The following is a 12337-nucleotide window of genomic DNA, read 5'->3' on the forward strand; positions in this document are numbered from 1 at the left end:
ATCAGTAAATAATCACTATACTTCCAATAAAATCTGATTTTTTGCGGCAATAATAGACTTCAATTTTCCCCAGTTTTCCTGGAACATGGCTTGATCCATCTCTTTAAGATTTGGTGAGATCGCCGGTTCAAATTCCATTTGATCCAGAATATGAGTTTGCAAGTCAACACCTGGTGCTATTTCAGTTAATGTAACTTTTCCATTCTGCAGTTCGAATACTGCGCGCTCAGTAACATATACAACAGGTTGCCCAACTTTGGCGGCATATGAACCGCTGAACGTGATTTGTTGCACCTTCTTAATGAACTTTTTTACTTTTCCCTCTTGGAGTATTTGCAATTCTCCATCTTCAGCCTTGATCTCTAGCCCGCCAGCTGTAAATGTACCTGCGAACACAAGCTTTTTGGCAGCTTGAGAGATATTAATAAACCCGCCGCATCCAGTTACACGAGTTCCAAATTTGCTGACATTTACGTTCCCGAACTCGTCTGTTTGAGCCAAGCCAAGGACAGATAAATCGATTCCGCCACCATCATAGAAATCGAACTGCGAGTCATGATCTACAATAGCTTCAGAGTTATAAGCATGACCGAAGTCTTTCAGACCTGCGGGAACACCACCAATCGAACCCGCCTCTGTTGTCAAAATCAGTTGGTCGCTTACTCCCTCTTCTGCTGCTATGTTTGCAACATTAACCGGAATTCCAACCCCAAGATTCAAGATCGTATTCGGTTGAAGCTCTACTGCAGTTCGGCGGGAGATGATTTTGCGCTCATCCAGCAGTAGGGATTCAATAGACTCTGTAGGTACTTTTACATGACCGGAGAATGCCGGATTATAATGAGTGTTTTCTGTCTGGTAATGATTTTCCGGTTTAGAAACAACAATATAATCTACTAAAATCCCTGGCACTTTAACATCTTTAGGATTAAGAGTGCCACACTTTGCGACCGTCTCTACCTGGGCGATAACTATGCCTCCCGAGTTGCGGACAGCCTGAGCGATAGGCAGAACCTCCATATGCAGGCCTTCTTTTTCAAGAGTCAAATTGCCATTCTCATCAGCCACAGTTCCGCGGATCAAGCCGATATTAATAGGGAAGGATTTATAGAACAACCACTCTTCGCCCTCTAATTCAATAACCTTCACTATGTCTTCCTTCGTAGACGGGGACATTTTTCCGCCTTCGACCCGAGGATCTACGAACGTCTCCATGCCTACTTTGGTAATCACACCAGGACGCTTAGCTGCAATTTCCCGGTATAGCTGAGTAATTACACCTTGGGGCAAATTGTACGCTTCACACTTGTCTTCTTCGATGAGCTTAGCCATCCCAGGAGAAGCAATTGCAATTCCGCCAATCCATCGTTTAATTAATCCCTCATGGCCTAAGTGGCTCATTCCTTTGTCGCGGCGGTTGCCGACTGCACTCGCATGCATTACAGTCAAATTCTTCGGTAATCCTGTTTGCACGAAGCGATCTTCAATGGCTATTCCCATCTCTTCTGCCCAGCATGATAATCCAAACCCGCTGGCTGCAACTGTATCTCCATCTTTAATGAGCTCCGCTGCTTTTGCGGCTGAAATTACTTTTGTCATTTAATCTGCTCCCTCATATGTGAATATTTTCACTTTTCTGATTAAAAAAATAAAACTATTGCTTCGCATGCCTTAAATCTATTGTGAAATATTTCGCAATATCATCGTATTACAGAAAAAAGAACGGGTCAACAGGCCCGAAATAGCTCTACATCAAGGTTTTTTTCTGTAGATTTTTTGCGACTCACTCTTTTGAACACACTCTTTTTAAGCGCATTTTTTCTTTAATGATTAATAAGCCTGTGGAATAGACAAGTGAAATTCAACTCTAATTTTTTCTTATTCGGATTGGATGTAACAGTCGCAAAATAACCACACTATTTCATTCATCTTGTTTAAAAGATATTAAAACAACCTGGAGGTGACTTTTTCATATTCGGCGAATTATACAAATTCGTGCAGAATGCATTTTAAGATATTTTACAAATATCAAGAAAAAAATAAAATATTTTTCCCATGCTGCGTAAATTGCATTTTTGCAACACCTGAATCTCTTGAAAAAGACAGAGCTGTAGTTCAATTAATCACCATTGCTAATCAGAAAGGTGTCCCAGGTAAGACTGCCAATGCATACAATCTGGCGCTCCCTGTCCCATAAAGACCTCGTTAACAATCCTTCCTGCTTTCAGCTCGAAACGACCGAACCTGAAGTCCGCTTACCAGAATCAACATATAAACGTCATAATACATAACATAAAAAATTTAAAATACGCATTAAAAGTGCCTGGATATTAAAAATTTTAAATTTTATGTTATTATTATTGACATTTGTGTTGTGACTATTTATATTGACAATATAAGATTTCAACGACACAACATTGTGTCAACGAAGGATGCAACGGTTTCTCCCCACAATGCTGTGGCTGGATGGCTTGTTGCACCGGTATTCTTACATTTACTTATAAAGTCAGCCACGATGATGTGGCTGCAATTGGCAACGGGGCCGATTAACAAAATCCGCAGTGCGGGTTCTGTCAGTCGGCCCTTTTTTGCCGATTCCCTTACTTGGGGTTCATAAAAAGGAGGATGTCAGCAATGGAAGCCAAAGGTTTTCGCAAGGCGGGTCATGCCCCGAGTTTGTTCTCAGCTTTTTTGTATTTTGACGTAAGCTTTATGATTTGGGTGCTGTGCGGAGCTCTATCGCTCTACATTACCAAGGACTTCGGATTATCGGATACTCAAAAAGCAGCTATGGTCGCCATCCCTATCCTCGGCGGCTCGATATTCCGGATTCCTATGGGCATACTGGCTGACCGCATTGGCAGTAAAAAAGCGGGCCTAATCGGGATGTTCCTTACCATTATCCCTCTTCTGTGGGGCTGGCTTGGCGGAACCAGCCTGCTGCAGATCCACATGATCGGATTCCTGCTCGGTTTTGCAGGTGCAAGCTTTGCCGTATCGCTTTCCCTTGCAAGCCGCTGGTACCCTCCGCAATATCAGGGGCTGGCGATGGGCATTGCCGGCGCAGGGAACAGCGGAACCGCGCTGGCCACTTTTTTCGGACCGCAGATCGCCCAGGCTTACGGATGGCACAGTGTGTTTGGGCTTGCGCTGATTCCGCTGGCGATCGTTATGATTGTTTTTGCTATATTGGCTAAAGACGCTCCGAATGCCCCTGCTCCCAAGCCGCTCAAAGACTACCTCAGCGTCTTCAGGCATGCGGATACCTGGTGGTTCTCGATGTTCTATGCTATTACCTTCGGCGGGTTTGTCGGGTTCGCCAACTATGCGAGCATTTTCTTCTATGATGTGTATGGCGACGGCGTACACTCCGGGGGTCTAACCAAAGTTCAGGTGGGATACCTGGTTACCATCACAGTCATCGCGGGCAGCTTCTTCCGGCCTTTAGGCGGCTGGATTGCGGACCGGATTGGCGGCATGCGCCTCCTGCTTGTTTTGTACAGTGTAATTTCGGTATGTGCGTTTGCCATTGCGTCAATGCCGGGTTCATTCCTGGTGATGCTGCTCTATACCAGTGTAATGATGGCCTGCCTCGGGATGGGTAACGGCTCAGTCTTTCAGATCATCCCCCAGCGTTTCTCCAGTGAGATCGGAGTCATTACCGGAATTGTCGGTGCTGCCGGAGGTCTTGGCGGATATTTGCTGCCGACCTATATCCTGGGCCCGCTGAAGCAGTCCACAGGCTCACAGGTTACCGGTTTTCTGTTGGTCGGTTCCATTGTGCTCCTTACCACCCTTATCTTTTACGCGGTAACAAGATCCTGGAGAAAATCCTGGGCGAAGGCAGAATCCGGGGTTAATTTCTAACCAGCTTGTGCAGAAAACTTTGAGGCGGTGAACTCACATGACAACTGGCAAAATCAAAAGCGTCTGTCCTTACTGCGGGGTTGGCTGCGGGATCGTACTCGAAGTATCGGATAACCGCGTGGTCAAAATCACCGGAGATAAGGAGCATCCGGCCAATTTCGGCAGGCTCTGCACCAAAGGCAGCACTGCTGCAGCCGCGATCACAGAATCCGGCCGGATGGAGTATGCATACAGCCGCCCGTCCAGGGGGATTGAACCTGTCCAAATGGAAATAAATGCAGCCATCCGCGATACCGCGCAGCGGCTGCGCAGTATTCTGGAGGAACACGGCCCGGAAGCCCTCTCCATCTATGTATCGGGCCAGATGTCTCTGGAGGCCCAGTACCTGATTAATAAGCTGGCCAAGGGCTTCATCCGGACGCCAAATATGGAGTCCAATTCACGTCTGTGTATGGCAGGTGCCGGCAATGGCTACAAGCTCTCTCTGGGAGCAGATGGCCCTCCGGGTTCTTATCAGGATATGGATCAAACGGATTTATTCTTCGTTATTGGCGCCAATATGGCCGACTGTCATCCGATTCTGTTCCTCCGGCTGATGGACCGGGTGAAGAGCGGAGCCAAGCTGATTGTCGTTGACCCCCGGCGGACGGCAACTGCGGAGAAAGCTGATTTATTCATGCAGATCAGACCCGGAACAGATCTCGCCCTGCTCAACGGACTGCTGCATCTGCTTGTAAAAAGCGGCCATACGGACCCGGCCTTTATCGCCCGGTTCACCTCGGGTTTTGAGAGTATGGAGGAATTTCTGGAGGATTATCCTCCGGATAAAGTCTCCGAAATAACCGGCATCCCGGAAGCGGATATCCGGCAGGCGGCCGAGTGGATAGGCGAGGCGCCGGAGTGGCTGTCCTGCTGGACCATGGGTCTCAACCAGAGCATCCACGGCACCTGGCACACGAATGCCATTTGCAACCTGCACCTTGCTACAGGAGCCATCTGCCGTCCGGGGAGCGGCCCCTTCTCACTCACCGGACAGCCCAATGCCATGGGCGGCCGGGAGATGGGTTACATGGGTCCAGGCTTGCCCGGTCAACGTTCTCTGTTGTCGGAAACCGATCGAAGCTTCATAGAAAAGCTGTGGGAGATCCCCCGGGGAACGCTTCGAACCGATGCCAGCGGCGGCACCATTTCCATGTTCGAAAGCATGATCTCAGGCAAAATCAAGGCCTGCTGGATCATCTGCACCAATCCGGTGGCTACCGTCCCCAACCGCAAGAAAGTAATCGCTGCCCTGGAAGCGGCTGAACTGGTCATTACCCAGGACAGCTTCCTGGATACGGAGACCAACCGGTATGCGGATATCCTGCTGCCCGGAGCCTTATGGGCTGAAGGTGAAGGGGTGATGATTAATTCGGAGCGCAACCTGACCTTAATGCAGCAAGCCGTCGAGCCGCCTGGAGAGGCCATGCCGGACTGGCAGCTTATCACCCGGGTAGCCGCTGAAATGGGTTATGCTGAAGCTTTTTCCTATTCTTCTTCGGCAGAGGTCTATGCGGAAATCCAGCAAGCCTGGAACCCGAAAACAGGGTACGACCTGCGCGGGGCCACCTATGCACGGCTGCGTGAAACGCCTGTGCAGTGGCCTAGTGCGCCGGATCAGCCGAACGACCGCAATCCGATCCGTTATTTGAACCGTCAAGGCGGCACTGCACCAAGTGAGCTTCCAGATGACAGTTCTCTGGGTATCGTGTTCCCTACAGAAAGCGGGAAAGCTGTATTCTGGGCACGTCCGTATATGCCGCCTGCAGAGATGCCGGACAGCGATTATCCCTTTGTGCTGAATTCCGGCCGCTTGCAGCACCAATGGCATACATTGACCAAAACAGGCAAAGTTCAGAGGCTCAATAAATTGAACCCGGGTCCCTTTGTGGAAATTCACCCGGAAGATGCTGAAGTGCTGGGAATTAAAGACCGAGATCCGGTAGAACTCCGTTCGCGGCGGGGGCTGGCAATTCTCCCGGCGCTCCTTTCAGACCGTGTACGCCCCGGCAACTGCTTTGCCCCCTTTCACTGGAATGATGTCTTTGGATCACAGCTGGCTGTCAATGAAGTTACCAATGATACCGTCGACCCCCTGTCCTTACAGCCCGAGTTGAAATTTTGTTCTGTGTCACTGGTCAAGGCTGCAGGCCAGCCTTCCGGGGAACCGCATGCGCCTGTTATCGACAGCAATCCGGCTTCAACTCCAGCCAGCGCTGAGACCGCCCGTCCGAAGGAGGCCGTAACTATGAAGCAGCTCGACACGCTCGCGGGCATGCTTGGGATTGAAGCCCCCGCAGCCATGATTCTGCATAACCACGAACAGGCTTATCTGTCCGGCTTCATCACTAGCCTGCGCACCGAGGCCGGCCGGTCCGCTTCCGGCATTCCGGTGCTGCCGCCCGCCGCCCCTTTTGAGCCACCAACCCGCTTCTTTGTTGATGGCCTGCTGGCGGGCATGTTCTCCCGCACTCCCCTTCCCGGGGCTGAAGCTAACTTTAGACCCGAACCGTTATCGGAGTCGTCCCCTTCGGAGGCTGCCCCGTTCCCGGAGAGCCCCACGACAACCAACCTTCCGGTAACCATCCTATGGGCTTCGCAGACCGGAAATGCGGAGGGTGCAGCCATTGACTGTGCCAAGAAGTTACAGCAAGCCGGTTATGATGTGCAGCTCGTAAATATGAATCAATATTCCGTGAGCGATCTGGCCAAGAACCAGTCTGTCCTGTTTATCGCCAGCACCTTCGGAGCCGGCGATCCTCCGGACAATGGAGAAAGCTTCTTTCAATCCCTCAGGGCAGAGAATGCCCCACAGCTCCAGGATCTGCGTTATGCCGTGCTCGCTTTCGGGGATTCCAATTACGATCTCTTTTGCGGCTTCGGGCGGAATCTGGATACCCGTCTGGAGGAGCTTGGTGCACAGCGGCTGCTTGACTGTGCCCATTGCGATACGGACTTTCAGGAGCAGGCGGAGGCATGGACGAATGATGTCTCTGCACTGTTGGGCGGATTTACAGGCAGCCCGAAGCCCGCTATACCCGCCGCAGTAAGCGGCATCTCATCCACTCCGGTTGCCGTATCCATCCCGGTTACCACAAACCCGGAACCACGCGGATATCACCGGAACCACCCGGTACCTTCACGGCTGCTGTTCAAGCAGAATCTGAACAAGGCCGGATCTGAAAAGGAGACCCGCCATTACGCCTTCGACCTTACACCTGAAGGAGTGCAGTTCGAAGCAGGCGATGCTCTGGGGGTGTGGCCTGCCAATTGCCCTGACTTGGCCCGCAATCTGCTGCATACGCTGGGCATTGAACCTGCTACACCAGTAATGGTCAAAGGCCAGGGAGAACTGCCGGTGACCGAAGCACTGCTGCGTCATTTCGAGATTGCCCGGGTGACAACCGATATGCTCCGGTTCATCCGGGACCGCGCTCAGGATGCCCGGTTAAGCAAGCTGCTAGACAATGAGAACCTGGCGGACCTCAAGCAATGGCTGTGGGGCCGTCAACTGATTGATGTGCTGCAGGAATACCCGGTTTCCCTCAGCGCACAGGAGCTTGTGGAACAGCTCAAGCCTTTGCAGCCCCGCCTCTATTCGATTTCTTCCAGTCCGAAAGCAAATCCCAACGAGGTTCATATTACAGTTTCCACCGTTCGCTACGAGAACAACGGCAGCGCCCGCAAGGGAGTATGCTCTACATTTCTCGCCGACCTCGCTACAGAGGATACGATCATTCCCATTTTCATTCAAAAGAATGCCCAATTCCGTCCACCGGCAAATCCCGATGCCCCGATGATTATGGTTGGTCCGGGTACAGGCATTGCTCCGTTCCGGGGTTTCCTGCAAGAGCGTAAAGCGTCCGGAGCCAAAGGAAGAAATTGGCTGATCTTCGGAGAACAGCGGAAAGACAGTGATTTTTATTTCTACGACGAGCTTGAAGCTCTTCAGAAGGAAGGCTTCCTGCATCGGCTGGACACAGCCTTTTCGCGCGATCAGGCTGACAAAATCTATGTACAACACCGCATCCTTGAGCATGGAGCCGAGCTATGGGCCTGGCTTCAGGAAGGCGCGCACTTCTATGTATGTGGAGATGCCCGGCAAATGGCCAAAGAAGTAGATGCCGCACTGAAAATGGTAATCCGGCAGCACGGCGGTATGCCTGCGGATGAAGCGATTAATTATGTACAAGAAATGTCGTTATCCAAGCGGTATGCGCGGGATGTCTATTAAGAAGACTATGTGAACTCGCTTTTTCTTTTTTCCATTTATACAACAAACCTAGTACTGGGTACTGGACCGGGTACTGGGTTTGTTTTTTACAGAAACTGTATGCGTTTTGCAGGGCTCTCGGGGCTAATGATTACATATTATTTCAAACATTATTACAATAACTGCTCCCAGCTTAATGGAGTTCCAATTTTTAGATCTTTTTAATTTGCTTTCCCAAAAGTAGATCATAGTATTTTGGATCCAAACCAAATCCTGGACGAATCACTTTTATATTTTCCATTGTCAATACTTCGCCAGCCTTTATATCCTTTGAAATATAAAAAGGGAATCGTATTAAGATTCGAGTTTTCGGGTGAAGCTGGATAACTGCTCGTGCATTTTAATAAAATGAAATCAACGCAGCCTGCATCCTTAATTGTTTTTACTAAATTTTCAATTTCACCAAGTGAAGCCATCCCTGTTGAAACAATCATCGGCTTTCCTTTTGATGCGACCTTTCTTAATAAAGGGATATCATTATTTTCGAAGGAGGCAATTTTGTAGCAAGCAACATCAAGGGTTTCTAAAAATTCAATGTTTTTCTACGGTATAATAAACATCTTTAATATGGTCATAATTTGCTGCAATTTGCCGTAAAGTATCATTAGCTTTTAAATCAGCGGCAATTACGGTATCAAAATGCTGACTAATTCGAATCAATTCACTTTTATTTTCGTAAAATATAAAATGAACCGCTTGATGTGGATATATTTTTGTAAGATATTCTTTAAAATGAAAAGGCACAGCCAGTTTTAGAAGTATATTATCTCTATACATTTTTTTTGTTTCTTTTATCATCGTTTCGAGGTTGCTATTTTTTTCCAGGTCAGAGCAGAAAAGCAAAATAGCCCTATTGTAATCATACATACAACTGCTATTAATTAGCGCTAGATCAATTTCTTCCCTTATTCTTGCAAGTTCAATGTTATTTTTTATTTCAGTGTAATGATGTTTAACAATTGCTGGTGTATGTTTTTCCCGTAGAAGTCTCCCTGCATTTTTCCTTTTCTCGTTTTTTTCTTCAGTATTATAACTTTTGGATTTATAATGATAAATATAGCAATCATCGGCAACCTTTAGTTTAAACCCTGCATTGACTGCCCGAATACAATAATCATCCTCTCCCCCATAGCAAGGAAAGTTTATTTCATCCTGATCACCTATTTTTTCAATGACGGAACGGTTAATCATAAAACAAAACCCATTCACATGATTAACAACTGGAAATATTCTTTTTGATTGTTGTTCTATAAAATATGCCATTTGTTCAATGGTTAGCTCTTTACCGCCTAATTTTTCCAATTCGTTTACCGTGCCTCCATTTCCATTAACATCCTTAGGTACTGACTGATAGCTGGCCGAATTTGATAAAGGTCCAACAATCCCTGTACTGCTTTCAGATTCCATACAATCCATCAGTTTTTCTAACCAATGAATAGATACAATTGTGTCACTATTTAATAACACACAATATTTTGATGTAAACAATTTCAGTCCTTGATTTGATGCAATTGTGTAATCAGTCTTTGAGTTATTAGTTTTTAATTTACAATCATATTTCCTTGCGAAAGAAGCTAAATAGTCTTTTGTTTCTTTTTCACTCCCACTATCCACAATGATTAAATTGAATGGAATGGTTTTTTTTGCTATCAAGGATTCTAAGCACAATTTGACATACTCCAACGCGTTATATACACAGACTATTACATCTATAGTATGTGATCTGTTTAAATTACCACTTTCCAATAATCTCACCTCTACCTCTATTTTTTCTCCCTTTTAAAGGCTAAAAGTTCATTCTATATAAGCGATTTCGCATTTTAATAATTTCTGGACGTCTTTTTGAAAGACTTAATGATTCAACAATAAAAGTTGAATTAGCAGTTGGAATTAGTTCATGCTTAAACCCCTGTGAATGAGTGCGTTTAAATATTTCTTGTGTTGCCCCACCATATTCATCAACACGCTCACAGAACATGCCAGCTCTTATTAGATCATTTCGGTAAACACAGGAGAAGTTCTCAACAAATCCTTTTATTATTCCTTTTGTACCAAATAACCATTTTTTAGGCATTAGATTTTTGACAAATTCACTAATAGCATTGGAATGCATACTTATACGCTGATCGCAAAATACTAAAATATCACCACTTGCCTCTATTATCCCTACATTACGAGCTCTAGCTAGCCCATAATCATTTTCCTTTCGGGATGTGTTTCGATATACAACTGGAAAAGAGACTGAACGTGCAAATTCCTCTATTACTGACTGATTTTCACTATTCGGATTGTCATCACAGATAATTAACTCTTTATTAACATAATCTTGGGCAGCAATAGATTGTAAACAATTAAGTATTGTATGATGATATTCATAAATTGTTACAATTACAGAGACTGGGGTTCCAGGAAAAAGGGAACTGTAAAGCTTTTGATAATTGTATGCTCTGCGTTCGTCTGCTTGTTTTGAGCCAATTTGCCAAGCTCTCTCGCGCATAACTAAGAGCTCTTGCTCGTTGCTCAGAAGATTCTCAATAGCATTTGTCAATGAAGCGACATCATTTAATGGAGACTCTAATAATCGCATACTATTCTTTTTGTTAAGTTCTGGCACATGTCCGACTAAACGGGAAAGAATTGGCACCCCAGAGATCATGGCCTCTAATATTGAAACAGGTCCAATCTCACTTTCATCCGAGTTACAAACGAATAAGGTAGACTGATAATACAATTGTTGAAGTTCTTCCTTACTCATCTCTTGTCGGTAAGTAACACGTCCAGTTTCTAACACTTTAGTTAAATAGCTTTCATCCGATTTTCGACCAACCAATAAAAGGTTTAGCCCAAGGTTACGGCATGCAACTGCTACTTCAAAAACTCCCTTTTCTTGCTTTATTTCATCGGTAACCATAATCAAATTTTTATTATTCGTCCACTTGTCATTAAAAGTCCAGAAATTAGTATCCACTGTTAAAGAAATAAACACGCTGCCCGGTATTCTTCTTTGCATCGTTTTATTTGAAGAGACTACTTTATCAAACATGCTATATTGACTGTTATTTAGATAATCAGGAATATAGTTGGTTAATATTTTTTTCTTCTCTGAAAGCCAGGGATACCTGTTTAATAGCAAAAGCGCAATATGAGGATGTTGAAAATCAATAATGTCTGCATCCTTACCGTATTTTTCGAATCGCATAAGTTGAGAAGTACTTGGGGTTGTAGGATGTACATCCAAAACTTGGTAATCATAGCGATCCATATAGGGCAATAAACCATTAGCTAAATAATCTATATCTGAACCGATCTGGTCAATTACGCTAACTATTTTTAACAAAATTATATCCCATCCTTTCCTCCCACTATAAAATAATAAATGCTTTTCCACTCACATCCTCAATTAACTTATGTCTCAAATTTAATCATTGTCACTTAATTTGAAAGAAAAGGCTACTGATTGTATTCCCCTCCCCCGGCCACATCAGCGGGTATATCTTAAAAATTTTGCTGGGTTACCAACAACTACATTGTTTTTCGGAACATCACGCAAAACGGCACTATTCATCCCGACAAGTGAAAAATCACCTATTGATACATTTTGTTTTATTGAGCTATTTGTTCCTATATAGCATGATTTACCAATTGCAACAACACCGGAAATACAAACTCCACCAGCAATACAGGAGTAATCGCCGATAATATCATCGTGACTTATCACTGTATTTGGAAGGATGATTACATGATCACCAATTTTAACATTTGATGTAATCGTGACATTCTGGAAAATAACCGTCCCCCGACCAATATCAGACATTTTTGATATATGGGCAGTAGGATGAATAATAGTTTCGAATTTTTCGATACCGACTTTCGTCTTTGCTATAATAGATTCTTTTTCCCAAAAATTTCGAGGACTTCCTATACCGTTCACAATAAAATGCGATGGAGGAAGGTCTTTGGCAGTGGGAAGCGGGCCAAGAATGGGTAACCCTGCAATCCTTTGTCCCCAATGATCTGGGTTATCATCAAGGAATCCGACACATTCATATTTTAATTGAATAGCATTAATGTCATTTATTGTATCCAAAATATCAATACAGTTTCCACCTGTACCTAAGATAACAATTGGTCTGATTGTCATTATTACACACTCCTTGA

At 45.3% G+C, this 12337-nt stretch carries 6 protein-coding genes and 1 pseudogene; 2 read left to right on the forward strand and 5 right to left on the reverse strand.

The window, feature by feature from the left end; all coding sequences use genetic code 11:
- Positions 1 to 15: 15 nt before the first annotated feature.
- On the reverse strand, positions 16 to 1599 hold the full coding sequence (locus tag AC3WT9_RS13610) for an acyl CoA:acetate/3-ketoacid CoA transferase (RefSeq protein ID WP_492407641.1): 1584 nt from the start codon (positions 1597 to 1599) through the stop codon (positions 16 to 18).
- A 1035-nt stretch (positions 1600 to 2634) separates the two neighbouring features.
- Between AC3WT9_RS13610 and AC3WT9_RS13615 the strand changes: the two genes are divergently transcribed.
- Together AC3WT9_RS13615 and AC3WT9_RS13620 are read left to right on the forward strand one after the other, a co-directional pair.
- Positions 2635 to 3867, forward strand: coding sequence for an MFS transporter (locus tag AC3WT9_RS13615; RefSeq protein WP_341095228.1), 1233 nt, complete (start codon positions 2635 to 2637; stop codon positions 3865 to 3867).
- A gap of 37 nt (positions 3868 to 3904) precedes the next feature.
- Positions 3905 to 8140, forward strand: coding sequence for a bifunctional nitrate reductase/sulfite reductase flavoprotein subunit alpha (locus AC3WT9_RS13620; RefSeq protein WP_341095230.1), 4236 nt, complete (start codon positions 3905 to 3907; stop codon positions 8138 to 8140).
- A gap of 152 nt (positions 8141 to 8292) precedes the next feature.
- Here the strand turns inward: AC3WT9_RS13620 and AC3WT9_RS13625 are convergent.
- From AC3WT9_RS13625 to AC3WT9_RS13640, 4 genes and pseudogenes are all read right to left on the reverse strand, one after another.
- Positions 8293 to 8715 (reverse strand): annotated as a pseudogene (locus tag AC3WT9_RS13625) (N-acetylneuraminate synthase family protein); the annotation flags it as partial.
- Positions 8711 to 9934: a glycosyltransferase family 2 protein gene (locus tag AC3WT9_RS13630; RefSeq protein WP_341095232.1), complete on the reverse strand. Its 1224-nt coding sequence runs from the start codon at positions 9932 to 9934 to the stop codon at positions 8711 to 8713. The gene AC3WT9_RS13630 and the pseudogene AC3WT9_RS13625, both read right to left, overlap by 5 nt.
- A gap of 31 nt (positions 9935 to 9965) precedes the next feature.
- The gene (locus AC3WT9_RS13635) at positions 9966 to 11567 is read right to left on the reverse strand and encodes a glycosyltransferase (RefSeq protein ID WP_341095234.1); all 1602 of its coding nucleotides are present in this window, start codon (positions 11565 to 11567) and stop codon (positions 9966 to 9968) included.
- A gap of 93 nt (positions 11568 to 11660) precedes the next feature.
- Positions 11661 to 12320 carry an acetyltransferase gene (locus AC3WT9_RS13640; protein ID WP_341095236.1) on the reverse strand — a complete coding sequence of 220 codons (660 nt, stop codon included), beginning with the start codon at positions 12318 to 12320 and terminating at the stop codon, positions 11661 to 11663.
- Positions 12321 to 12337: the final 17 nt, after the last annotated feature.

The organism is Paenibacillus sp. EB106-06-01-XG199, from assembly GCF_058791575.1.

What these genes read in the sequence shown, in the direction of transcription:
- AC3WT9_RS13610 (WP_492407641.1), bottom strand. Translation starts at nt 1,599, where the DNA reads ATGACAAAAGTAATTTCAGCCGCAAAAGCAGCGGAGCTCATTAAAGAT.
- AC3WT9_RS13615 (WP_341095228.1), top strand. Translation starts at nt 2,635, where the DNA reads ATGGAAGCCAAAGGTTTTCGCAAGGCGGGTCATGCCCCGAGTTTGTTC.
- AC3WT9_RS13640 (WP_341095236.1), bottom strand. Translation starts at nt 12,320, where the DNA reads ATGACAATCAGACCAATTGTTATCTTAGGTACAGGTGGAAACTGTATT.
- AC3WT9_RS13620 (WP_341095230.1), top strand. Translation starts at nt 3,905, where the DNA reads ATGACAACTGGCAAAATCAAAAGCGTCTGTCCTTACTGCGGGGTTGGC.